The organism is Limnobaculum xujianqingii, assembly GCF_013394855.1.
Classification (GTDB): domain Bacteria; phylum Pseudomonadota; class Gammaproteobacteria; order Enterobacterales; family Enterobacteriaceae; genus Limnobaculum; species Limnobaculum xujianqingii.
The window spans coordinates 1,483,549-1,505,675 of the sequence record NZ_JABMLK010000002.1 but is presented as its reverse complement, the minus strand read 5'-3'; the positions used below and the strand labels follow the sequence as shown (position 1 = coordinate 1,505,675).

The window sequence follows — 22,127 nt, the reverse complement described above, 5'->3', positions numbered from 1 at the left end:
AAGACGTGATGAATTGTCTGATTTGAAGTATATCTATCAAACAGGACAGATGTACACTCTGCAACCTGATAATATTTGTTTGTGAGTGATGTACCGTATGGCTTACCTGTTTCCCCTGCTTGCCGTTCTAATTTGGGCAATTAATGCCATCGTCAATAAGCTATCGGCTGGCGCTATTGAGCCTGCGGCAATTTCATTTTACCGCTGGGCATTGGCCTTACTTATCATGACCCCCTTTATTCTGCCGGGCGTCATTCGCCGCAGAAAAAGCATCTATCCCTATTGGTGGAAACTGCTAATTCTTGGTTTTCTGGGAATGGCGCTGTATCAAAGTCTGGCTTACTACGCGGCCTATACCATTAGCGCGTTGACTATTGGTATCTTTGTCTCGCTGATCCCATTGCTGACGGTACTCTTAAGCATTCTTATACTGAAAACTCCTCCAACGCTGGGAGTGGTTATTGGTGGCCTGCTCTCTTTTTGCGGTTTGGTATGGCTGATTAGCGGGGGAAATCCTGCGGGTCTGCTATCTATGGGAGTTGGTAAAGGCGAACTTATGATGCTAACCGCCGCCACGGCCTACGCGCTGTATGGGGTGTTAACTAAGCTCTGGTCAATTCCACTGTCGAACTGGCAGTCGGTCTATATCCAATCCTTCTTTGGCATGATGTTGTTACTACCAGATTTTCTGATGACTGATGATATTTCACTGAACGCGAATAACATTCCATTGGTGCTGTACGCCGGTATTCCTGCATCGGTGATTGCACCTTTTGTCTGGATTCAGGGAGTTATGAAGCTGGGAGCCAGCAAAGCGGCACTGTTTATGAACCTGACACCCGTGATAACCGCTATCATTGCCATTATTTTTCTGCGTGAACCATTACACAGTTACCACCTTGTTGGCGGCACTATTTCACTCATCGGCGTTATTTTGGCACAGCGGGTACATATTCCTTTGGGGAAAGCTAAGCCAAAAGTCTCTATTGTTGAAGTCGAACGAAAATAGGACGCATCAGATTTCAGCCTTATTGGTTATGGCTGAAATCTGGTTATGTTCTGTGAATCCCCGAAGCAACACATTACAATAAGCGCACTTACTCACGATTGTTAATAAACAGAGACTGATAGCCAATGAATTTTGAACTGATGGTGGATGGTGAGGTGTTGCCGGAAGTTAGCGTGCAAATACTGAGTAAATCCGTGGCCAGCATCGATGATGATGTCGGCAGTTTTATCGTTCTGGAACCACAAACGCCGCTGGAGAATTCGATCTATCTTCAGGCTGCATTAACCGATGGCGACTATATGGTTGAAACCCGGTTAGTCTTTGGTGAAGAGTTTTCCCATTACCATTATACCACTAGTGACGTAGAGGAAGTAACAGACATTTTTGTTGCTTATTATCGGGATAACAAGATACCGGATTTAATGCGTTGGGATAATGTGACGGGGGAGTTTTAGGTATAAGTCTGACAATATTGTCTTTTAAACCCGTTAGCAAACCTAATAAATCAGCACCAGTGGATATTCCGACCGTAAATACAATAGACCTAAATTGACATCGGACACGGTCGGAAAACAATCTGTACTTAGCTACAGAGCGCGTCGGGCCTAGGCTGCCTACGGGCACTTCGTTGGCTTACGCCAAGTCGACCCCAACGGCACCCTCTCCCTCCGATGAGCCATTCTAAGTATAACGGCTAAACCACCAAACCGATGAAGAACCTGGGAAATCAATCAAGAACCTGACAGCGTTACGCCATTAGCCCAGTCGGCTTCGGGATCTTCCATGGCAACCTGATGTACTCCACCCGGAAATTGTGATTGCAGCAGTTCATATTGTTCCTGCAATTCCCCAATCGGATGTTTCCAGTCGTGAAGGTAGTAAATCGCCTGAACTTTGGCCTGTAGCATAGACTTAGTACAGTCAAAGCAAGGGCGTAATGTGGAATAAACTACCGAGCCTTCAACCGGGTTGCCAAAACGCGCTGCGGAAATAATGGCGTTTTGTTCAGCGTGAACACAAATACAAACATCGTAACCAACGCTGGCTTTATAGGCGGCGCGGTCACGGCAGCGAATACAGCCGCCATCGGTACAGTTCTTTATTCCTTCCGGCGTCCCGTTATAACCAGTGGAGATGATTCGGTTATCTTTAACCATCACGCCCCCAACTTTACGCCCAAGGCAGTTAGCCTTTTTACGTACGGCAATGGCGATATTCATATAATACTCGTGTCGTTCCATACGCTTGCTCCTGATGGTGTGAATGGCTAAAGCCGGGATACTCATGATAATTAACTATCATGATGAATAAATTACGAATAGGTAGCAATATACCAGTGAGCATTCAGCTTTTCTAATGTATCCCCATCCAGTGGATGGGTGCCATCTTTAATATAAACCAGATTTATCGTCCAGGGCACGCCGCCTTTTTGCCATAAAATAAAGGAGATATCTCCGTTATCCATCAGGCTAAAACCACTAATTCTGAGATTTTGCAGCTCGCCACGCAGTTCATAATACAGTTTTAATGAAATCTCATGCTGTTGGCAGTAAGCATCAATAAACCATTCCGGCTGGCTGGCAGTAGGGTTATGAGCATCAGGATAGTGAGTTACTCTAACGTCATTCAAAAAACGATAGGAATCATAATGAACAATACGATCGCCATCCTGATAGCTGCCATCATTTCCCAACCCCAGGGAACGAATCTTCCCATAGCTGGAAATCTTATGGGCCAGTGACCCCAGCTCACGCGCATTAATCCAGAAGTATCCCTGCCAGGTAAAATGAGCCTGCCAAATCCAGATAATCGATAAGCTAACGAAAATCAGTACCGCAACATTACGCTTTTTCTTATGCAAAACAGCCAGGATCAGTATCAGAAAACCAATGGCAACCAGAATAGTGACCAACGCGGAAACATGCAGGAAAGGCAATAAAAACAGCAGAAACAGTGGTGGCACAATCACCAACAGTGGGTTTAGCTGATTCATTCTCGACAAAAAAGAAGGCGGTACCATTCAATATCCATTGAGCGTAATAATAAAAATAGGGTAAATCATCCTCTATAATAGTGAGTTCTGAGATAATGAAAAGCCCTGTCAGAGACAGGGCTTTGGGAATTGTTTTGCTGAATCGATTTTATCAGAACGGAATATCGTCATCAAAATCCATTGGTGGTTCATTTTGCTGCATTGGTGCACTTTGTTGTTGAGCCGGGCGAGATGCCTGTGCCTGTGGCTGCTGTGGTTGACCCCAGCTACCCTGAGCTGACTGACCTTCACCGCCACCCTGACGACCACCCAACATTTGCATTACGCCGCCAATGTTAACCACAACTTCGGTGGTGTAGCGATCCTGACCGCTCTGGTCTTGCCACTTACGCGTTTGCAGAGAACCTTCGATATAAACCTGTGAACCTTTACGCAGGTACTCACCTGCAATTTCCGCTAATTTGCCGAAAATCACCACACGGTGCCATTCGGTTTTTTCTTTTTGCTCACCGGTTTGCTTATCACGCCAGCTCTCAGAAGTCGCAATGGTAATATTCGCCACCGCACCACCATTAGGCATATAACGAATTTCCGGGTCCTGACCCAGATTTCCGACTAGAATTACTTTATTGATGCCTCTGCTGGCCATGTCGATTCTCCTGATGAGTAAAGGTATACAATTCTGATCCCTCGATTGTAGCATGGCAACAGGCGAAGGACACAAGCGTTAAAAAATGGAATTGAGTACACAAACTTTATTACAACAACAATGAAATTACATCCGCCATTGCATAACGTTTCCCAGTCAATGGCTTACCTGCCGTGGTAACATCAGGCATTCGGGTTGCCGTGCAACTCCTGAGCAATCCCCTGTTTAACGTCATCAGGAATTTTTAGCGCTCTGGCCAGTTCATCTAAATAACTGCGTTCCATAAAGTGGTCAATATCAATTACCGCACAACTTAGCAGATAGACCTCCAATGCTTCTTCTTCATTTTTGATGCCATAGGCTAAGGTTTGTGGGTCCAGTGGCTGTTCAATGGCCTGTTGTACCCACTGTTCAGCTTGTTCACCAATACCTAGCTGGTGAATCTGATTATTAATCGCCTGTTGTTCCTGCTCATCAATATGACCATCACTTTTAGCAGCAAAAACTAACGCCTGTACCAGACGACGAGCCCGTTGGTCTACTGGCGTTGGCTGAGAACTTGAGGATTCATCCTGTTGCTGAGTCTCTTTAACTCGCTGTTTATATTTATTCCAAAGCACCGCACCTAATGCGGCACCGCCGCCAATCACCAGGGCGTTTTTGCCAGCACTTCCTACCATTTTGCGAGAGGATTTATTGGTTAACAGCAAACCAGCCAGGCCACCTAATACGCCCGGCATTAATAAATCGTTTAATCCTCCGGACTCAGGTTTTTCTCCGTTACTTTTTTGTCCGAGTATCGATTGAATTTGTTGTAACCAGTTGTTCATCATTTCTCTCCACAATATGTTGATGTCACGCAGTGAGGCGAACCTTGTCCGAGTATAAGAGAAAAAACGTCAAGATATGTATAACCCATCAAATGTCAGGCAAACGATTTATATCCGCTTTTATCATCCCATCTCTCAGTAACTTTCCGATACATATGAATAAGAAGCGGCCAATTAATTGAAATTATTAGTGCTAATTTGTTGCCTTACCATTAGATCGCTTTTTGTTCTAAATCACATCATAACACTGTATATCCATTCAGTTTATTTTGTGCGATAATTCGCAGTTCCGCGTCAGAGTTAACACTGTAAGGCTTGTTGAAATGGATAAGATAGAAGTCCGGGGCGCCCGCACCCATAACTTAAAAAACATCAATCTGGTCATGCCGCGCAACAAGCTTATTGTTGTTACCGGGCTGTCCGGTTCAGGTAAGTCATCACTAGCGTTTGATACCCTATACGCTGAAGGGCAGCGCCGCTATGTCGAATCCTTATCCGCCTATGCCCGTCAGTTCCTGTCGCTGATGGAAAAACCGGATGTAGACCATATTGAAGGTCTTTCCCCGGCGATTTCTATTGAACAGAAATCAACGTCTCATAACCCGCGCTCTACCGTGGGCACCATCACTGAAATTCACGATTACCTGCGCCTGCTGTTTGCCCGCGTAGGTGAACCACGTTGCCCTACCCACAATATTACGCTGGCTGCCCAAACGGTTAGTCAGATGGTGGACAACGTACTGACATTGCCGGAAGGCACTCGTCTGATGCTACTGGCGCCGGTGATCAAAGATCGTAAAGGCGAACATATCAAAACGCTGGAGAATCTGGCGTCTCAAGGCTATATCCGCGCACGAATTGACGGTGAGGTTTGCGATCTTTCCGATCCTCCAAAACTCGAGCTGCAGAAAAAGCACACCATTGAAGTGGTAGTCGACCGTTTTAAAGTGCGTGATGATATGGCGCAACGTCTGGCAGAATCATTTGAAACCGCATTAGCCCTCTCTGGCGGCAGCGCTGTAGTGGCAGATATGGACGACAGCAAAGCCGAAGAGATGGTGTTCTCCGCTAACTTTGCCTGCCCGATATGTGGTTACAGCATGCGTGAGCTGGAGCCACGTCTGTTCTCATTTAACAACCCGGCCGGTGCCTGTCCGACCTGTGATGGTTTGGGCGTTCAGCAATATTTTGACCCGGAACGTGTAGTACAAAACGATGAGCTATCACTGGCTGGCGGTGCCATTCGCGGTTGGGATCGCCGCAGCTTTTACTATTTCCAAATGATTCGCTCGCTGTCTGAGCACTACAAATTTGATGTGGAAGCACCGTTTAACAGCCTGCCGGAAAACGTCCGGAAAGTAATACTTAACGGCTCGGGCAAAGAGAATATTGAGTTCAAATACGTTAACGATCGTGGTGATACCACGGTACGTAAGCATCCGTTTGAAGGTGTGCTGAATAATATGGAACGCCGTTATAAAGAGACGGAATCCACCGCTGTGCGTGAAGAGCTGGCGAAGTTTATCAGCAATCGTTCCTGTACTTCTTGTGGCGGTACCCGTCTGAAAGAGGAAGCGCGCCACGTATTCGTAGAGAACACTACGCTACCGGAAATTTCAGAGCTCAGCATTGGCGATGCGATGAAATTCTTTGGCGCCCTGTCATTACAGGGTCAACGGGCACAAATCGCTGAAAAAATTCTGAAAGAAATCGGGGAACGTCTGAGCTTTTTGGTCAACGTCGGTCTGAACTACCTTTCGCTTTCCCGTTCGGCAGAAACGCTGTCTGGTGGTGAGGCTCAACGTATCCGTCTTGCCAGTCAAATTGGTGCCGGTTTGGTTGGGGTAATGTATGTGCTGGATGAACCTTCTATCGGTTTACACCAGCGCGATAACCAACGTCTGCTCGATACGCTGATTCATCTACGGAATCTGGGCAATACCGTGATTGTGGTTGAACATGATGAAGACGCCATTCGTGAAGCAGACCACGTCATTGATATCGGCCCGGGAGCGGGCGTTCATGGTGGTAACGTGGTCGCTGAAGGCACCATGGAAGACATCATGAAGGTTCCTGAATCGCTGACCGGCCAGTTCCTGTCGGGTAAACGCAAAATTGAGATCCCTAAACAGCGTGTAGCGGCAGATGCCAACAAAGTACTGAAAGTGATTGGCGCAACCGGAAATAACCTGAAAAACGTTACGTTAACCGTTCCTGTGGGCCTGTTTACCTGTATTACCGGTGTTTCGGGCTCAGGAAAATCTACGCTGATTAACGATACGCTATACCCGGTTGCTCAGCGCCAGCTTAATGGAGCCACCGGTGATGAAGTCGCACCTTACAAAGAGATTACCGGTCTGGAGCACTTCGATAAGGTTATTGATATTGACCAAAGCCCTATCGGACGTACGCCTCGCTCCAACCCGGCCACCTATACTGGTATTTTCACGCCAATCCGTGAGCTGTTTGCTGGTGTGCCAGAGTCTCGCGCACGTGGCTATAATCCTGGCCGTTTCAGCTTTAACGTTCGCGGTGGCCGCTGCGAAGCCTGTCAGGGTGATGGCGTAATCAAAGTTGAAATGCACTTCCTGCCAGATGTGTATGTTCCTTGCGACCAGTGCAAAGGCAAACGTTATAACCGCGAAACCCTGGAAGTAAAATATAAGGGCAAAAACATCAACGAAGTGCTGGAAATGACGGTTGAAGATGCCAGAGAATTCTTTGACGTGGTGCCTGCTCTGTCACGTAAGCTACAAACACTGATGGATGTTGGCCTTTCCTATATTCGTTTAGGTCAGTCCGCCACTACACTGTCCGGCGGTGAGGCTCAACGAGTGAAACTGGCAAAAGAGCTTTCCAAGCGTGGAACCGGTCAAACTCTGTATATTTTGGATGAACCCACCACCGGTTTGCATTTCGCCGACATTGAACAGCTGCTAACAGTGCTTCATCAGCTACGAGATCAGGGTAATACGATTGTAGTTATTGAGCATAATCTGGACGTGATTAAAACCGCTGACTGGATCGTTGATTTGGGTCCGGAAGGAGGAAGTGGCGGCGGTCAAATTCTGGTTTCCGGTACGCCAGAAACCGTAGCCGAGTGCGCCGAATCGCATACTGCCCGCTTCCTGAAACCAATTTTGGAAAAAGATTAATCTCTCCACAAAAAAGGGGAAGCTTATTTAAGCTTCCCCTTTTTTACCACTTTTCTTCAGCCTGTTTGGTTTGAATATGTCGGTTTCCTGTCACCATTAATAGCAGAATACTGTTCAAACTGATTTATAATCGTCGTATATTGCCTGCCTCCACAGGGGCGCTATTTTTGGTATTCAAGGAATAAATATTTATGTCGTTCTCTTCTCATTTTCGTTGGCTGGCCATGTCATTGCTGGCCCTTATGTTGACCGGATGTAATTACAACGAAATCCAAACTCAGGATGAAAATGTCACCGCAAGCTGGTCTGAAGTTTTAAACCAATATCAGCGCCGTGCTGACCTGATTCCGAATCTGGTTTCTACCGCTAAAGGCTATGCTGCTCACGAAGCTGATGTGTTTAAGCAAGTTTCTGACGCTCGCTCAAGAATTGGTTCTACAGAACAAAACATGGCGGCACCGGATAGCGAAGAGGCCATGCGCGCTTTTCAACAATCACAGGCTCAATTGGGTAGCGCATTATCCCGCCTGTTGGTCATCAGAGAAAGTTATCCAGACCTGAAAGCCAATGAAATGTTCACTAACCTGATGACTCAGTTGGAAGGCACTGAGAATAGAATCGCCGTGGCTCGTCAGCGTTATATCAAAGCAGTTCAGGATTATAACCTGGAGATCCGCCGATTCCCCGGGCTGATTACTGCCAAGCTCTTAGGGTATAAAACCAAGCAAAATTTCCTGCCAGAAAACAGTGAGCAAATATCAACGGCCCCAAGCGTTGACTTCTCACCTTCAGGCAGTGACCGGAGATAGCTATGCGCCGTCTGGTACTGTTTGGACTGTTTTTTCTATCACTGTTAGCAAATGCGGCACCTGTTGCTGTGCCGCCATTACAGCAACAGGTAACAGACCTGACTGCTACGCTGTCTGCAGACAGCGTCCGTACCCTGACCCAGCAAGCAGCTAACCTGGAAAAAACCACCGGGCATCAGCTTGCAGTACTGATTGTTGACACCACCGGTGATGAAACTATTGAACAATTCGCCATCCGCGTTTTTGAGCAGTGGAAACTGGGTAAGAAAAATGTCGATGATGGCATACTGCTTCTGGTCGCTAAATCAGACCGTACCGTGCGAATTGAAGTCGGCTATGGTCTGGAAGGCGATCTGACTGACCTTCAGTCCAGCCAGATTATTAATCGTCTTATTATTCCAAGTTTCAAGCAGAACGACTATAACCGGGGAATAGAACTGGCTGTAGGAGCCATCATCTATCAGCTAAATCCTGAACACAAAAACGAAGCTTCTTCTCAACAGGCTCATTCACAACCTGACGCTGCACCTATTGATGAAGGGAGTTCTGTCCTGTGGTTAGCCGCTCTGGTTATGTTATCCAGCCTGTTTCGCAAACTTACACTATTAAAGAAGATGTTTTTTACCGGCCTGACGCTAACCATTGGTGTGCTGTTATTTCAACTGCTGGTTAATCATGTCGTGGTCTGGCTGGATCTGCTTTTATCATTTGGTCTGGGCGCTATTGGTACTCTGGTTGCTCCAATGATAATGAATGCCTTACTCAGCGGCGGCGGTCGTGGTGGGGGCGGATTTGGAGGAGGTCGAGGCGGTGGTTTTGGCGGCGGCGGTGGATTCAGCGGTGGTGGAGGCCGTTCCGGCGGAGGTGGAGCTTCAGGCCGCTGGTAAATAATTAAAAACGGGTTGATGATCTGATATCACCAACCCGCTCTAATCTTCATCGTTATTCAGCTACTATTTGCCAGTTACCGAAGAAAAACAACATCTGTAAATCACTTTATCCGGACCAGGATGTCCACACCCCACCCAATATATGAATTATTATAACTTATCGTTTGAATCATCATCTGATGTGATAATTAACTCATTCTGAACTTCTAATTCTTCAATCACATCTTTAGTAACACGAGTTAATGGAACTTCTTTTGGCGTCCACTCTTCAGACTGACCAACAAACACACCACCGCGTTTAATGGAAATATTTTCACAGCAGCTGGTGCCACGTAACATACCGTGTTCAAGAATATCGATATTCTCAGCGTAGCAGCTACCGTGAACCTGACCATCAATAATGATTTCAGGGGCGTTCAGTTGGCCTTTTACATATCCGGTATTCATGATACGGATAGAGCCTTCAGTAATATTGATATTACCGACAATTTTGCCATAGATCTGGATATCGCCACTGTCTTCAATGTCACCAACAAATGAGGCATTTCTGGCAATAATTGTGCAACGATTGCGCACATCAATACTATCTGAGTAGACTTTTGACTCACTACCTGAAACCGTACTTGAAACGTTACTGGTCAACGATTGTGATTGAGTGCCTGTCACCTCATATTTAGATGTTTTTTTCCCAAACATAGATAATAATTTCGTCCTTATATTAGTTAAATAGCAAAAGAAAAACAGTATAGATAACGTTGATGAAATAACACCCAATACCAAATAACCAGAGATATACAAAGCGAGGGCACTTATCCATAAGATCAGTACACTGCATAGAAGAACATCCCTGAGAGGCTGATTATGCCTGCTTCTAGCATTCATGGAACTACATTCCGGTAATAATTGATGGGTAGCAATAGGTGTTAAGCTGTTACATAAAAATGCTCGCACGAGCAGTGCGCTATTTTATGCTTATTCAACCTAAAGTGCACCTGATGTATTGCTAATTATATAATAGCTATGATGCTATTAATCGTCATATCTCGTTATTATGTCGAGATTATTTCTTATATGTCCTTGCAATAAATAAACAATTATTTACTAAAAACACCGGCTAATAACCCTTAGTTTAACTAAACCGGTAAATAAACCAGATACTACGGATTAAAACCGGTTGCTTATTTTATTGCTTGCGGATTCTCTCCTGCGGCCATTGCCTTCTTTACATAGGCTGGTAGTAAAGCGCTCACTTCCTGATAAGAAATATCAATCATGTTTTTTACCAGCGCCTCTTCCAGCTTCCCATTGAGAAACAGCGTATTCCACAGCGCTTTATTCAAGTGATAACCGGGTATAATCTCCTGATGCTCATCCCGTAAACGTTCAGCCAGCGCCGGAGGACACTTAAGCGTGATGCTCGGTCTGCCGTTTAAATCACCCACTATCGCGAATATTTTACCAGCAACCTTAACCCGATCGGCTTCCCACAGTGGTTGATAATCATGAATACTGCCTGTTTTGGTTAAACAATATTCAATACAATCTTGCATATCCATATTTGTTTACCACGCCTGTTTTTATCATGTTAATTACTTTTATGCTGTTAATTAATCATATTTATGGATATTACCAATAAAAATAGTATTGTCTTCCTTTATGCTGTTTATTCGTTATTCAGATCAAATAAAAATATATAAAAAACAAGTGATTTTTGTATATTAATTACAAATGCAAAAAAGTAGAAATCCTTCTATAACAAGACATTTTGTATAAAACCTGACAAAACAGTCGATATAATAGCAATCAAAATAATTTATATTTAGTGCATACCAGAAATGATCTAATAACACATGATTAAAAATGCTTTTTAACTTTTGTATGACGATTATGTTAGTCGGATCATAAAATGCACATACACTTCTTTGCTAAAATAGCACCACACTTTATAACAGAATAACGGAACCTCATGCGGTTACCCTGCAAGTCTTTAAACCACAAGAATCAATCTTGATGTACGACTCAGCAAAAACGAAAGTCTAAACAACCTTCATGTTTCTTACTCCAGTTCTCGTCTGGTCAGATAGGGTTCTTCTCGTTTTGCACATTCTTATAAAAAATTCAGGTAAATCAAAATTAAGGCAAGCACTATGACAAATCACTCGCATACATTGGAGCACGATAAATCTTTACTCGCTGAACCTGTTAAAAAGGCCTTCTGGAAAGGTCTGGGGTTCCAGATTGCAGTCAGTATGATCCTGGGGATTTTGGTAGGATTTATCTGGCCAGAGTTTGCCACCAGCCTGAAGCTGCTGGGTGATATATTTTTACGACTGATTAAAAGTGCCGTCGCACCATTAATCTTTTTAACGGTAGCGCTGGGAATCGGTGCCGCTGGCGATATTAAGCAGGTCGGGCGGGTTGGCCTGAGCGCTATTATCTATTTTGAAATTGTCTCGACCATTGCCATCCTGTTTGGCTTTGGAATGGGAGAACTACTCAGCGTTGGTAGCGGTACGGTATTAACCGAAAGTCACGTTAACTCACAGGCTACCAGTCTGATTCAGGCCTCTCATGCAGCGCCAAAATCTTTCGCTCAGTTTTTCCTCGAAATATTCCCCGATAGCTTTATGGGGGCTTTCTCCTCTAATAATTTATTACAGGTTCTGGTACTGGCGTTGATGTTTGGCTTTGGTATTCTGTTACTGAAAGAGAAAGAGCGCGTGGTGGTAGAGAATGCGCTCAACTTCATTGCTAAAGCCTTCTTTAAATTTATCCACGTTATTATGCTATTGGCACCTATCGGTACCTTTGGGGCTATTGCTTATGCGGTAGGCAGTAACGGTGTGGATATGTTGATTAAGCTAACCTATCTGGTATTAGCTTTTTATCTGACGCTGATCCTGTTTGTGGTGATTGTATTAGGTGCTGTTTGTCTGATCTTTAAACTTAATCTATTTGATATTATTAAATTTATTAAAGAAGAACTCTATATCACTTTCGGTACTGCATCCTCTGAGAGTGTACTACCTCGCCTGCTGGAAAAATTACCCAAGTATGGCGCGTCACGCCAAACGGTAGGATTGGTTTTACCTACCGGCTATGCCTTCAATCTGGATGGAACCTCAATCTATATGTCGATGGGGGTTATATTTCTGGCAAATGCTTATGGTATTCCACTTAGCATTGAGCAGCTGTTCGGTATTCTGTTGATTATGCTATTAACCTCCAAGGGCGCCGCAACCGTTTCTGGTGGAGCATTCGTGGTTTTCGCAGCCACCATAACCACTACCGGATTATTACCATTAGAAGGCGTTGCCGTAATGTTTGGGGTTTATCGCTTTATGTCGATGGCACTGGCGGTCACCAACATTATTGGAAATACCGTAGCGACTATTGCTGTAGCAAAAATGAATCGTGAGTACCACCCGAGTCGGCGGCAAAAGCTGGAAGATGATGAGGATTAATCGGCGTTAATAAGAAAAATCCGGCACCTTGCTATAGCTGGGTGCCGGAATCGTTGTTTAATCAATATAGCGGGTTGCTACACGAGCGGTCAGCTTGGTAATCAACTCGTAAGGAATAATACCAGTGTATTTTGCAATCGTTTCTACTGGTAATTCCGGCCCCCAGATAGTAGCTTCATCACCGACTTTATCTGTGGCATCTGGCCCTAAATCTACGGTCACCATATCCATAGAAACATGCCCAACTAAAGGCACGCGCCGGCCATTAATCAATACTGGTGTACCATTTGGTGCATCGCGAGGATATCCGTCGCCATAACCAATGGCAATCACGCCTAAACGAGTATCCCGTTCGCTGACCCAGGCACCACCATAACCTACCGGCTCACCCGCTTTATGCTCACGTACCGCAATCAGACTGGCTTTCAGCGTCATGGCTGGTTTTAGCCCAAACTTATCCGCGAAGGTATCCGCCAGAGGAGAAACACCATACATAATAATACCCGGGCGAATCCAGTCACGATGCGCTTCAGACCACAGTAAGATACCGCCTGAAGCCGCCAGACTTTTCAAACCTGGCTTGTTATGTACAAAAGCATCAAAGCAATCAATTTGCTTACGAGTGGTATCAACCTCAGGTTCATCAGAACGGCTAAAATGACTCATAATATTAACCGGTTGCACCACATTCTCGCAGGCGCTTAAACGCTTATAGAATGCATCTGCCTGCTCAGGACGCACGCCAAGTCGATGCATACCAGTGTCCACTTTCATCCATACGCGTACCGGGCGATCGAGTTCGATCTGTTCCAGAGCTTCTAACTGCTCAATATTATGTACTACCGTTTCGATATTATTGACCGCCAGCATTGGTAAGTCTTCAGCACAGAAAAAACCTTCCAGCAGTAAAATTGGCTTAATCACGCCACCGGAGCGCAGCATCAGCGCTTCTTCAATGCGGGCAACGCCAAAGCAATCAGAATCAGGCAAAGTATGGGCGACATCTAACAGACCATGCCCATAGGCATTGGCTTTTACCACGGCAATAATGCGACTTTCAGGAGCTATTTGGCGAATACGTTGTAGATTATGTTTCAATGCGCCGCGGTCAATTACCGCTGTTGCCGAGATCATTTTAAATCCTTAGTTAATACACTATTACAGAGTGGAAACGGCTGCTTAAACTACAGCCCGAACATTTTCCACGGATAAGGCTTTTATTATTATTCTACTTTTGTGAAGTGACTGTGAAATCATTTGGGAATAAACCGGTATTAAAATTTTAGGCTGAACGCCAAAACCGGTTATTCATCATCAAATTGCGGACCTGCGTAGTTATCGAATCGTGACCATTGCCCCTGGAACGTTAAGCGAACAGAACCGATAGGACCGTTACGTTGTTTACCAAGAATAATCTGTGCAATCCCTTTCTCTTCACTGTTCTCGTTATACACTTCATCACGATAGATAAACATAATAACGTCCGCATCCTGCTCGATAGAACCAGATTCACGTAAGTCGGAGTTAACCGGGCGTTTATCTGCCCGCTGTTCCAGACTACGGTTAAGCTGAGACAGCGCCACTACCGGTACCTGTAGCTCTTTTGCCAGCGCTTTCAGCGAGCGGGAGATTTCAGCAATTTCCAGAGTACGGTTGTCGGACAAAGCAGGTACGCGCATCAGCTGCAGGTAGTCGATCATAATCATGCTAAGCCCGCCATGTTCGCGGAAAATACGCCGGGCACGGGAGCGAACTTCCGTTGGCGTCAGGCCTGAAGAGTCATCAATATACATATTGCGTTTTTCCAGCAAAATACCCATGGTGCTGGAAATTCTGGCCCAGTCTTCATCATCTAACTGGCCAGTACGAATTTTGGTTTGATCGACGCGCGAGAGTGAAGCCAGCATACGCATCATGATCTGTTCGCAGGGCATCTCCAGACTAAAGATAAGTACCGGTTTCTCCTGCATCATGGCGGCGTTTTCACACAGGTTCATGGCAAACGTAGTTTTACCCATTGAAGGACGCGCGGCGACAATAATTAAATCTGACCGCTGTAATCCGGCGGTTTTCTTATCTAAATCATTAAAGCCGGTAGAAACGCCAGTCACGCCGTCATGAGGGCGTTGATACAATTGTTCTATACGAGAAACCGTATCTTCCAGAATCTGGTCAATACTCTTTGGCCCTTCATCTTTGTTAGTACGGCTTTCTGCAATCTGGAAAACCCGTGATTCTGCCAGGTCCAGCAGCTCTTCACTGTTGCGCCCCTGAGGGTCATAACCAGCATCGGCAATTTCATTGGCTACCGAGATCATCTCACGGACTACTGCGCGTTCGCGAACGATGTCCGCATAAGCACCAATATTAGCCGCACTAGGGGTGTTTTTTGACAGCTCCGCCAGATAGGCAAATCCCCCCACCTGATCGAGCACCCCTTTTTGTTCCAAAGATTCAGATAGCGTAATCAGATCGATTGGTTTGCCCAGCTCAAGCAGGCGCTGCATTTCACCAAATACAGTACGGTGAGGACGACTATAAAAATCATTAGCCGTTACCCGCTCAGACACATTATCCCAACGCTCATTGTCCAGCATCAGGCCGCCCAATACGGATTGTTCAGCCTCAAGGGAATGAGGCGGCATTTTCAGCCCTTCCATTTGACGGTCGACAGGCCGTTCGTTACGGGCGTTCTGCTTATTAAAAGGTGTTTTGCCAGACATGGGATAATTAGCGATCCGGTTACGATTAAAAGATAACAGCTAAGCAGTATACGCGATGATGGCAGCCTACCCAACGATCAACATGGCTGCTATGATGAATTTAATCTGTGTTGATTAAAAATCATTCATTATCCCGGAGTTTATATTATGGCTAAACGTATTGAATTTGCTGCAAATGGTGGCCCGGAAGTACTGAAATATGTCGATTTTACTCCCAGACAACCGGCCGACAATGAAGTATTAGTCGCCAACAAGGCTGTCGGTATTAACTATATTGATACCTATGTTCGTAGCGGCCTTTATCCAACACCTTCACTGCCATCAGGACTAGGTACAGAAGCGGCAGGCATCGTAGAAAAAGTAGGGGCTGGGGTCACGCATATTAACGTTGGCGATCGGGTTGTTTATGCCCAATCACCATTAGGCGCTTATAGCGACTACCACTGCGTAGCAGCAGATAAAGTGGCTAAACTCCCGGATGCTATCTCATTTGAACAGGCGGCAGCGTCCTTCCTTAAAGGGCTAACAGTTTATTACTTACTGCATATGACCTATCAGGTAAAACCAGGAGAAACCATTTTGTTCCACGCCGCTGCCGGAGGCGTAGGTAAAATTGCCTGTCAGTGGGCAAAAGCGCTGGGCGTTAAACTGATTGGTACTGTTGGTTCTGCCGAAAAAGCAGCCCAGGCTAAGCAAGATGGAGCCTGGGCCACCATTAACTATCAGGAAGAGGATATTGCCAAACGCGTATCAGAACTGACCAACAGTGAGAAAGTGAACGTTGTCTATGACTCAGTGGGTAAATCAACCTGGCTTGCTTCACTGGACTGCTTGCGCCCACATGGGTTGATGGTGAGTTTTGGTAATGCTTCAGGTCCGGTTACCGGCGTGGATTTAGGCATTCTTAATCAAAAAGGCGGACTGTATGTTACCCGACCATCACTGGGTAACTACATTACTACCAAGCAACTATTACAACATGCAGCCAACGAACTGTTTTCTATGATTGCCAGCGGCGCTATCAATGTGGATGTCGCATCAACGCAACAGTTCCCGCTTAAAGATGCTGTACGGGCTCATCAGGCATTAGAAAGTCGGCTAACTTCAGGCTCCAGCCTGCTGATACCCTGATAGTTCAAAAATAACAAGGCACAATCATACTGACTAACGAACGGATATCCATAATGGGAATACAAGCCTGCTATATGGCCATTGATGAAGATGGTCTGAACCACCTGATAGATCTCGATGAAGTCGATCTGGTTGATGAACTGGAAGAGCTGGAAGAGCACAACGACACGCTGGATATCGGAAAAATGTGGGATGGTCTGCATTTCATACTGACCGGCAGCTCCGCCAGTGAACCTCTGGAAGATGACCCGTTAAGCGATGCCATAGTTGGTATTCATATCCTGGATGAAGAGAACTTTATTGCCGCCATCGGAAATAACGAACTCCCCCCAGTCATTGCCGCGCTGAAACAACTCGATTTGGTCGGCTTGAAATCCCGCTTTGATCCTCAGCAATTAAGTGAGGCTGAGATCTATCCTGACATCTGGACTTCAGAGCCCAAAGATTCACTGTATGCTGAATTAGAACAGGCATTAACGGAACTGATAAATTTTTACCAGCGCTGTCTGGATAATAATATGCATGTCGTTGTAAGTATTTACTAAGTTGTATCCGGGTACGGTGCAAAAATATGCCGTACCCCTCTTCTCATTTTTCCTTTCGAAAAATAGCTCACAAAAAAATGATTCCGCTTGACTTAGAGTGCACTCTAACCTTTAAGGTTATCCCACTCACCCGCAAAAGGCGTGTTATATGAAAATTGGCACACTGGCAAAAAAGACTGGCTTATCTCCCCATACGCTTCGCTATTACGAACGCATCGGCTTGTTGCCGGTAGTTTATCGGGATAGCAGTGGGCAAAGAGATTACGACCAACGAGTGCTGGACCGCCTTGAGTTCCTCAGCAAATTGAGGACCACAGGAATGCCTTTGCGCGATATGCAACTGTATGCAGAACTGGTAACTCAAGGTGAGAGCACTGCCGATCTACGCCGACAGTTACTGGAGCAACATCGCCAACAGGTTAGGCACCGACTAGCTGAATTACAAAGCTGTCTGCTGGTGATTGATAAAAAAATTGATGGTTACTGCAACAACAGTCACACGATTACTGATACAACAGGAGATCCCAAATGAAATACGTCCGCTTTGGTTCCACAGGTATTAAAGTCTCCCCTATCTGTCTGGGCTGTATGACCTATGGCAGCCCGGAATGGCGGGAATGGGTACTGGATGAAAATGGCACTCGTCCTTTTATCAAAAAGGCGCTGGATCTTGGCATCAACTTTTTTGACACTGCAGATATGTATTCCCGTGGTGCCAGCGAAGAGGTTTTAGGTAAAACATTGCTGAAAATAGTTCCACGTGACGACGTGGTCATCGCCAGCAAAGTGTTTAATCCAATGAGTGATAACCCTAACGATCGTGGGCTGTCCCGTAAGCATATTTTGAAAAGTATTGATGCCTCACTGAAGCGTCTGGGAACCGATTACCTCGATCTGTATATCATTCATCGCTTCGACCCTGAAACTTCAATTGAAGAAACCATTGAAGCGCTGGATACCGTAGTACGCTCCGGAAAAGCCAGATACATCGGCGCATCATCAATGCACGCCTGGCAGTTTATGCGCATGTTATCCCTGCAAGAGCAGCATGGGCTGGCAAAATTTGTCTCAATGCAGAATCATTACAACCTGATTTATCGCGAAGAAGAGCGTGAAATGTTACCGCTTTGCGAAGAGATGGGGATTGCCGTTACCCCCTGGTCTCCACTGGCTCGCGGAGTATTAACCGGATCCAGAAAGAATCAAACTATCCGGGCCACCACCGATACGCCAGCACATAATTGGTATAACCATCAGGCAGAAGAAGACGCCATCGTTAACGCAGTGGAACAGGTGGCTACCGCCCGTGGAGTGCCTCCTGCGCAGGTGGCACTAGCCTGGGTGAGACATCGTAAAGTGGTGACCTCACCAATTATTGGGGCATCCAAGCCGCATCATCTGGACGATGCGGTTGCTGCACTGTCATTAACGTTAAGCGATGAAGAAGTAGCTATACTGGAAGCACCATACCGGCCAAGAAATCTGGCGGGTCACGAGTAAATCGTTCGGTGATTGAAACTAAAAAGGCAGCCCGATAAGGGCTGCCTTTTTACTATTCTTCACAGGATTAACTGGATTTTCCGGTTACCATCGCCAGCGCCTGCCGCAATACTTCAACATCCGCTCCGGCTTTATGGGCATTCTCACTTAAATGACGACGGAACTGACGCGCGCCGGGAATTCCCTGAAACAGCCCCAACATATGACGAGTAATATGTCCCAGGTAAGTGCCTTTAGACAGCTCTTGCTCAATGTAGGGATACATCGCCTCGACCACATCTGTGGCCTGAGGAAGCTCTCGCTCAATACCAAAGATTTCACTATCAACCTGCGCCAGTATGCCCGGGTTTTGATAGGCTTCACGCCCCATCATCACGCCATCAACATGTTGCAGATGCTCTTTAGCTTCTTCCAACGTTTTAATACCACCGTTAATGGCTATGGTCAGATGAGGAAACTCTTGTTTAACTAAATAGACTCGAGAGTAATCCAGTGGCGGTATTTCCCGGTTTTCTTTTGGGCTTAAACCCGATAGCCAGGCCTTACGCGCATGAAGCGTGAAATTATCACAGCCACTCTGCTCTGAAACAATAGTGATAAAACGCTGCAAAAACTCATAATTATCTGAATCATCAATACCAATCCGGGTTTTTACCGTTACCGGTATGGAAACCGCCTGTTTCATTGCGCTAACACATTCTGCCACCAGCTCAGGTTCCGCCATCAGGCAAGCACCAAAGCGCCCGTTTTGTACCCGATCGGAAGGACAGCCCGCGTTCAGATTAATCTCGTTATAGCCTAATGCTTCCGCACGTTTAGCGCATTCAGCCAGCGCCTGAGGTTCACTTCCTCCCAACTGCAACGCAACCGGCTGCTCTTGCTGGCTGTATGCAAGATAATCGCCCTTACCAAACAGAATGGCACCAGTAGTGACCATCTCGGTATACAGCAGAGTTTGCCCGCTAAGTAACCGGTGAAAATAGCGGCAATGGCGATCGGTCCAGTCAAGCATAGGAGCAACGGAAAAGCGCTGCATAGGGTATTGTGTTGATTTATCAGAATTCATAAAAAGATTAACGGCTACCAGATAGTTTTCTTGATCGACGAACGCGATACCAGCGTAAAGTTCGGCGGGATAATTAACGGCATTTTACCATAGAAAAGGCTATTGTCGTTACCGCCTTCCCCTAATTGCCCGGTCAGGGATATGCTCTCGGCGTTCTTTATTAAGCATGATAGAATCATTAACAGGATTGTGAATAACAGAGATAACAATGAAATCAATCAATATTGAGTCTATGCTGACAAAAGCCCAGAAGCTGTGCGATCAGCGAGCAGTTCGCTTAACTCCCCAGCGACGTCTGGCGTTACGCTTAATGGCGGAACAGAAGAATGCCATTAGTGCCTATGACTTATTGGATTTACTGCGTATCTCTGAACCCCAGGCCAAACCTCCAACGGTCTATCGCGCCCTCGATTTTTTACTTGAACAGGGTTTTATTCATAAAATCGAATCCACCAATAGCTATGTCGTTTGTCACCATGTAGGCGAGCCATTACACACTTCCGCCCTGTTCATTTGTGATAACTGTGGATTAGTCACTGAGCATCACGCAGAAGGGATCGATCAACTACTTAAAGAACTGGCAGAGAAAAGCCATTTCACCATTCAACATAGCGTACTCGAAACCCATGGCATTTGTTCACAATGTGCGAATAAAGCAGAATAAAAGTAATATATTTTAAGAAATTGAAGGATAACTGTGATTGATTTACCTTGCTAATAGAGCAAGCTATATAAAGCTACACTTACAGATAAGAATAAATGAATAAATATTCTTTATACTCACATACTAAATTCATAAAAACCCACAAATCAAATCAACATAACAACATGTTTTTAAAAACAATTAATATATATTAACATTCTTTCAACGTTGAATAAGACATACATTAATAATAATAAATAACACACTTTGTTATTCACTCATCTTAATTATATTTTCTATTTTATTTTCCTTGCAAATAGAGTATATATTAGCAGCGTAATTATAATTATGTTATCCATAACACATCTTAATGATATAGCTATATATTGTTGGTTATTTTCCAGGGAAAACAAGATGAAGCAGTTTATATGGGCGCTTTTTGCTGTCGCAGGAACACTGGTCAGTGCTTCAGCCAGAGAAACAATGACGCCCATAACATTGACGACTGACGGTGAACAGCAAATTGCAGCTCAAAACTGGCGTGAAGTCACCGGACTTCCTGGCCAATTGCCTGAGCGCTGGCAGTTTATTGAAACCGATTTATCCTCTATCTGGCTGCTAAAAAATTTGGATGACCCTAATTTGCTAGGGCGCATTTCAACACAAACCCTTGATGAAGGCATTCAACTCAAAGATGAAGTGGATTCCATCGCTGATAGTTTTAAATTTCAGGCAGTTGATATTACCCGCCGTACAGAAACCTATGGCGATATTGATACTGAGCAATTAGAAGTCAGCACCAAAGATGGAGAGCAGGACGTTGCCGGTATCTTTGTGTTTATGAACTATCAGAACAAAATTTATACTATTTTGCTTACCAGTCATTCCAGCATTAATAAGCTCCAGCAGCACCGGCACCAATTGATGAATAATATTTTAGTAGCAAAAAGTGCCCCATCCGGTGCGTAATAAATTATTAAGCCTGATAAATATTCTTCAGTCATTGCCATTAAAAAAGCGCCCTAAGGCGCTTTTTGATTTTCTGCTATATCCGTTATTCGTTTTCACATCAGCCGATATCTGATTTTTGAATTTAATTACATCCAGTCGCCGTTACGAATAACACCAACGGCAAGCCCTTCAATGGTCAAACTCTGCTCACGTAAATCAACCACTATTGGTGAAAACTCTTCATTTTCAGGAAGTAGCTCAACTACGTTACCCTGTTTTTTCAGACGCTTAACCGTAACTTCATCATCAATACGGGCAACGACGACTTGACCATTACGTACATCCTGAGTTTTATGCACAGCAAGCAGATCGCCATCCATAATACCAATATCTTTCATTGACATACCGCTAACACGCAGTAAAAAGTCGGCGTGTGGCTTAAACAGCGCCGGGTCGATCTGATAGTGGCTTTCTACATGTTCCTGAGCCAGTAAAGGCTCACCTGCGGCAACCCGACCAATTAACGGGAGACCTGCATCTTCCGTTTCCAGTAGCAGACGGATCCCTCTGGATGCCCCATTAATAATCTCGATGACCCCTTTACGGGCTAAAGCTTTTAAGTGTTCTTCCGCCGCATTGGGTGACTTAAACCCTAAGGTTTGGGCAATCTCTGCACGAGTCGGCGGCATCCCTGACTGATTGATATGGTCACGAATCAGGTCATAAATTTGTTGCTGTCTGGCGGTTAGTGCTTTCATTTCTCGATTCC

At 45.3% G+C, this 22,127-nt stretch carries 22 protein-coding genes; 12 read left to right on the top strand and 10 right to left on the bottom strand.

Features of this window, described 5'->3' with window-relative positions:
• Positions 1–97 precede the first annotated feature (97 nt).
• The gene (locus GOL65_RS20950; protein WP_140920225.1) at positions 98–1,009 is read left to right on the top strand and encodes a DMT family transporter; all 912 of its coding nucleotides are present in this window, start codon (positions 98–100) and stop codon (positions 1,007–1,009) included.
• Positions 1,010–1,134: 125 nt separating this feature from the next.
• A complete protein-coding gene (locus GOL65_RS20945; RefSeq protein ID WP_140920226.1) occupies positions 1,135–1,464 on the top strand; it encodes a hypothetical protein in 330 nt (109 codons plus the stop codon).
• Between the two features lie 276 nt (positions 1,465–1,740).
• Here GOL65_RS20945 and GOL65_RS20940 read toward each other — a convergent pair whose 3' ends face one another.
• The 4 genes from GOL65_RS20940 to GOL65_RS20925 all read right to left on the bottom strand — a co-directional run bounded on the left by GOL65_RS20940 (position 1,741) and on the right by GOL65_RS20925 (position 4,484).
• Positions 1,741–2,250: a deoxycytidylate deaminase gene (locus GOL65_RS20940; RefSeq protein ID WP_140920227.1), complete on the bottom strand. Its 510-nt coding sequence runs from the start codon at positions 2,248–2,250 to the stop codon at positions 1,741–1,743.
• A gap of 71 nt (positions 2,251–2,321) precedes the next feature.
• Positions 2,322–3,029, bottom strand: a complete 708-nt coding sequence (locus tag GOL65_RS20935; RefSeq protein WP_140920228.1) for a hypothetical protein — start codon at positions 3,027–3,029, stop codon at positions 2,322–2,324.
• A 124-nt stretch (positions 3,030–3,153) separates the two neighbouring features.
• On the bottom strand, positions 3,154–3,651 hold the full coding sequence (locus GOL65_RS20930; RefSeq protein WP_140920229.1) for a single-stranded DNA-binding protein: 498 nt from the start codon (positions 3,649–3,651) through the stop codon (positions 3,154–3,156).
• A 182-nt stretch (positions 3,652–3,833) separates the two neighbouring features.
• Entirely contained in the window at positions 3,834–4,484 is a 651-nt protein-coding gene (locus GOL65_RS20925; RefSeq protein ID WP_140920230.1) for a tellurite resistance TerB family protein, read from the bottom strand.
• Positions 4,485–4,804: 320 nt separating this feature from the next.
• On the opposite strand from GOL65_RS20925, the gene uvrA reads away from it, so the two are divergent.
• The 3 genes from uvrA (at position 4,805) to GOL65_RS20910 (ending at position 9,332) form a co-directional block, all read left to right on the top strand.
• Positions 4,805–7,636: an excinuclease ABC subunit UvrA gene (gene uvrA / locus GOL65_RS20920; RefSeq protein ID WP_140920231.1), complete on the top strand. Its 2,832-nt coding sequence runs from the start codon at positions 4,805–4,807 to the stop codon at positions 7,634–7,636.
• Between the two features lie 191 nt (positions 7,637–7,827).
• Complete coding sequence (locus GOL65_RS20915) at positions 7,828–8,445, top strand: LemA family protein (protein ID WP_140920232.1); 618 nt, start codon at positions 7,828–7,830, stop codon at positions 8,443–8,445.
• A gap of 2 nt (positions 8,446–8,447) precedes the next feature.
• Complete coding sequence (locus GOL65_RS20910; RefSeq protein ID WP_140920233.1) at positions 8,448–9,332, top strand: TPM domain-containing protein; 885 nt, start codon at positions 8,448–8,450, stop codon at positions 9,330–9,332.
• Between the two features lie 153 nt (positions 9,333–9,485).
• Here GOL65_RS20910 and GOL65_RS20905 read toward each other — a convergent pair whose 3' ends face one another.
• A complete protein-coding gene (locus GOL65_RS20905; RefSeq protein WP_140920234.1) occupies positions 9,486–10,031 on the bottom strand; it encodes a bactofilin family protein in 546 nt (181 codons plus the stop codon).
• Positions 10,032–10,513: 482 nt separating this feature from the next.
• Complete coding sequence (locus tag GOL65_RS20900) at positions 10,514–10,891, bottom strand: MmcQ/YjbR family DNA-binding protein (RefSeq protein WP_140920235.1); 378 nt, start codon at positions 10,889–10,891, stop codon at positions 10,514–10,516.
• Between the two features lie 591 nt (positions 10,892–11,482).
• Between GOL65_RS20900 and GOL65_RS20895 the strand changes: the two genes are divergently transcribed.
• Positions 11,483–12,799 (top strand): cation:dicarboxylate symporter family transporter, encoded by a 1,317-nt coding sequence (locus GOL65_RS20895; RefSeq protein ID WP_140920236.1) that lies wholly within the window; start codon positions 11,483–11,485, stop codon positions 12,797–12,799.
• Between the two features lie 57 nt (positions 12,800–12,856).
• Here GOL65_RS20895 and alr read toward each other — a convergent pair whose 3' ends face one another.
• Together alr and dnaB are read right to left on the bottom strand one after the other, a co-directional pair.
• Entirely contained in the window at positions 12,857–13,933 is a 1,077-nt protein-coding gene (alr, locus tag GOL65_RS20890) for an alanine racemase (RefSeq protein WP_140920237.1), read from the bottom strand.
• 170 nt (positions 13,934–14,103) lie between these two features.
• On the bottom strand, positions 14,104–15,522 hold the full coding sequence (gene dnaB / locus GOL65_RS20885) for a replicative DNA helicase (RefSeq protein WP_130592801.1): 1,419 nt from the start codon (positions 15,520–15,522) through the stop codon (positions 14,104–14,106).
• Positions 15,523–15,669: 147 nt separating this feature from the next.
• Here dnaB and GOL65_RS20880 point away from each other — a divergent pair, with 147 nt between their 5' ends.
• The 4 genes from GOL65_RS20880 (at position 15,670) to GOL65_RS20865 (ending at position 18,698) form a co-directional block, all read left to right on the top strand.
• On the top strand, positions 15,670–16,653 hold the full coding sequence (locus GOL65_RS20880) for a quinone oxidoreductase (RefSeq protein WP_179038522.1): 984 nt from the start codon (positions 15,670–15,672) through the stop codon (positions 16,651–16,653).
• Positions 16,654–16,706: 53 nt separating this feature from the next.
• Positions 16,707–17,198 carry a YfbM family protein gene (locus GOL65_RS20875; protein ID WP_140920239.1) on the top strand — a complete coding sequence of 164 codons (492 nt, stop codon included), beginning with the start codon at positions 16,707–16,709 and terminating at the stop codon, positions 17,196–17,198.
• A gap of 148 nt (positions 17,199–17,346) precedes the next feature.
• Positions 17,347–17,730: a MerR family transcriptional regulator gene (locus GOL65_RS20870; RefSeq protein WP_140920240.1), complete on the top strand. Its 384-nt coding sequence runs from the start codon at positions 17,347–17,349 to the stop codon at positions 17,728–17,730.
• Entirely contained in the window at positions 17,727–18,698 is a 972-nt protein-coding gene (locus tag GOL65_RS20865) for an aldo/keto reductase (protein WP_140920241.1), read from the top strand. The genes GOL65_RS20870 and GOL65_RS20865 overlap by 4 nt, the downstream gene beginning before the upstream one ends.
• A gap of 67 nt (positions 18,699–18,765) precedes the next feature.
• Here GOL65_RS20865 and dusA read toward each other — a convergent pair whose 3' ends face one another.
• On the bottom strand, positions 18,766–19,764 hold the full coding sequence (gene dusA / locus GOL65_RS20860) for a tRNA dihydrouridine(20/20a) synthase DusA (protein ID WP_140920242.1): 999 nt from the start codon (positions 19,762–19,764) through the stop codon (positions 18,766–18,768).
• Between the two features lie 208 nt (positions 19,765–19,972).
• On the opposite strand from dusA, the gene zur reads away from it, so the two are divergent.
• Both zur and GOL65_RS20850 read left to right on the top strand, forming a co-directional pair.
• The gene (gene zur, locus GOL65_RS20855) at positions 19,973–20,428 is read left to right on the top strand and encodes a zinc uptake transcriptional repressor Zur (RefSeq protein WP_140920243.1); all 456 of its coding nucleotides are present in this window, start codon (positions 19,973–19,975) and stop codon (positions 20,426–20,428) included.
• 393 nt (positions 20,429–20,821) lie between these two features.
• Entirely contained in the window at positions 20,822–21,376 is a 555-nt protein-coding gene (locus GOL65_RS20850; protein WP_140920244.1) for a hypothetical protein, read from the top strand.
• Between the two features lie 128 nt (positions 21,377–21,504).
• On the opposite strand, the gene lexA is transcribed toward GOL65_RS20850, so the two are convergent.
• On the bottom strand, positions 21,505–22,116 hold the full coding sequence (gene lexA / locus GOL65_RS20845; protein WP_130592814.1) for a transcriptional repressor LexA: 612 nt from the start codon (positions 22,114–22,116) through the stop codon (positions 21,505–21,507).
• Between the last annotated feature and the right edge of the window lie 11 nt (positions 22,117–22,127).

What these genes read in the sequence shown, in the direction of transcription:
- GOL65_RS20865 (WP_140920241.1), top strand. Translation starts at nt 17,727, where the DNA reads ATGAAATACGTCCGCTTTGGTTCCACAGGTATTAAAGTCTCCCCTATC.
- GOL65_RS20945 (WP_140920226.1), top strand. Translation starts at nt 1,135, where the DNA reads ATGAATTTTGAACTGATGGTGGATGGTGAGGTGTTGCCGGAAGTTAGC.
- GOL65_RS20915 (WP_140920232.1), top strand. Translation starts at nt 7,828, where the DNA reads ATGTCGTTCTCTTCTCATTTTCGTTGGCTGGCCATGTCATTGCTGGCC.
- GOL65_RS20850 (WP_140920244.1), top strand. Translation starts at nt 20,822, where the DNA reads ATGAAGCAGTTTATATGGGCGCTTTTTGCTGTCGCAGGAACACTGGTC.
- uvrA (WP_140920231.1), top strand. Translation starts at nt 4,805, where the DNA reads ATGGATAAGATAGAAGTCCGGGGCGCCCGCACCCATAACTTAAAAAAC.
- GOL65_RS20910 (WP_140920233.1), top strand. Translation starts at nt 8,448, where the DNA reads ATGCGCCGTCTGGTACTGTTTGGACTGTTTTTTCTATCACTGTTAGCA.
- alr (WP_140920237.1), bottom strand. Translation starts at nt 13,933, where the DNA reads ATGATCTCGGCAACAGCGGTAATTGACCGCGGCGCATTGAAACATAAT.
- dusA (WP_140920242.1), bottom strand. Translation starts at nt 19,764, where the DNA reads ATGAATTCTGATAAATCAACACAATACCCTATGCAGCGCTTTTCCGTT.
- GOL65_RS20875 (WP_140920239.1), top strand. Translation starts at nt 16,707, where the DNA reads ATGGGAATACAAGCCTGCTATATGGCCATTGATGAAGATGGTCTGAAC.
- dnaB (WP_130592801.1), bottom strand. Translation starts at nt 15,522, where the DNA reads ATGTCTGGCAAAACACCTTTTAATAAGCAGAACGCCCGTAACGAACGG.
- lexA (WP_130592814.1), bottom strand. Translation starts at nt 22,116, where the DNA reads ATGAAAGCACTAACCGCCAGACAGCAACAAATTTATGACCTGATTCGT.
- GOL65_RS20925 (WP_140920230.1), bottom strand. Translation starts at nt 4,484, where the DNA reads ATGATGAACAACTGGTTACAACAAATTCAATCGATACTCGGACAAAAA.
- zur (WP_140920243.1), top strand. Translation starts at nt 19,973, where the DNA reads ATGAAATCAATCAATATTGAGTCTATGCTGACAAAAGCCCAGAAGCTG.
- GOL65_RS20940 (WP_140920227.1), bottom strand. Translation starts at nt 2,250, where the DNA reads ATGGAACGACACGAGTATTATATGAATATCGCCATTGCCGTACGTAAA.
- GOL65_RS20895 (WP_140920236.1), top strand. Translation starts at nt 11,483, where the DNA reads ATGACAAATCACTCGCATACATTGGAGCACGATAAATCTTTACTCGCT.
- GOL65_RS20950 (WP_140920225.1), top strand. Translation starts at nt 98, where the DNA reads ATGGCTTACCTGTTTCCCCTGCTTGCCGTTCTAATTTGGGCAATTAAT.
- GOL65_RS20930 (WP_140920229.1), bottom strand. Translation starts at nt 3,651, where the DNA reads ATGGCCAGCAGAGGCATCAATAAAGTAATTCTAGTCGGAAATCTGGGT.
- GOL65_RS20900 (WP_140920235.1), bottom strand. Translation starts at nt 10,891, where the DNA reads ATGGATATGCAAGATTGTATTGAATATTGTTTAACCAAAACAGGCAGT.
- GOL65_RS20935 (WP_140920228.1), bottom strand. Translation starts at nt 3,029, where the DNA reads ATGGTACCGCCTTCTTTTTTGTCGAGAATGAATCAGCTAAACCCACTG.
- GOL65_RS20905 (WP_140920234.1), bottom strand. Translation starts at nt 10,031, where the DNA reads ATGTTTGGGAAAAAAACATCTAAATATGAGGTGACAGGCACTCAATCA.
- GOL65_RS20870 (WP_140920240.1), top strand. Translation starts at nt 17,347, where the DNA reads ATGAAAATTGGCACACTGGCAAAAAAGACTGGCTTATCTCCCCATACG.
- GOL65_RS20880 (WP_179038522.1), top strand. Translation starts at nt 15,670, where the DNA reads ATGGCTAAACGTATTGAATTTGCTGCAAATGGTGGCCCGGAAGTACTG.